This is a genomic window from Methylobacterium sp. AC690 (assembly GCF_979256535.1).
On the sequence record NZ_CEEDOX010000157.1, the window covers coordinates 1 to 231 of the forward strand.

At 71.0% G+C, this 231-nt stretch carries 1 protein-coding gene; it reads right to left on the reverse strand.

Going from position 1 to position 231, the window contains the following annotated elements; genetic code table 11:
• Positions 1–231: response regulator (locus tag AC0IY1_RS25705; RefSeq protein WP_471773396.1), on the reverse strand; the 231-nt coding region annotated here is incomplete at both ends.

The following is a 231-nucleotide window of genomic DNA, read 5'->3' on the forward strand; positions in this document are numbered from 1 at the left end:
GCTTGGCGAGGAAATCGGTGGCGCCGGCGGCCAGCGCGTCCCGGCGCAGCGCGCGCGGGTCCAGGCTCGTCACCATGATCACCGGCACATGCTCGACGCCCGGGATGTCCCGGGCGGCGCGGATGAACGCGATGCCGTTCATGCCCGGCATCTCGAAGTCGGCGATAGCAACGCCGATCTCGGCCGGGTGCTCGCGGACGAACGCCAGGGCATCGTCGGGCCGGAGGAAAT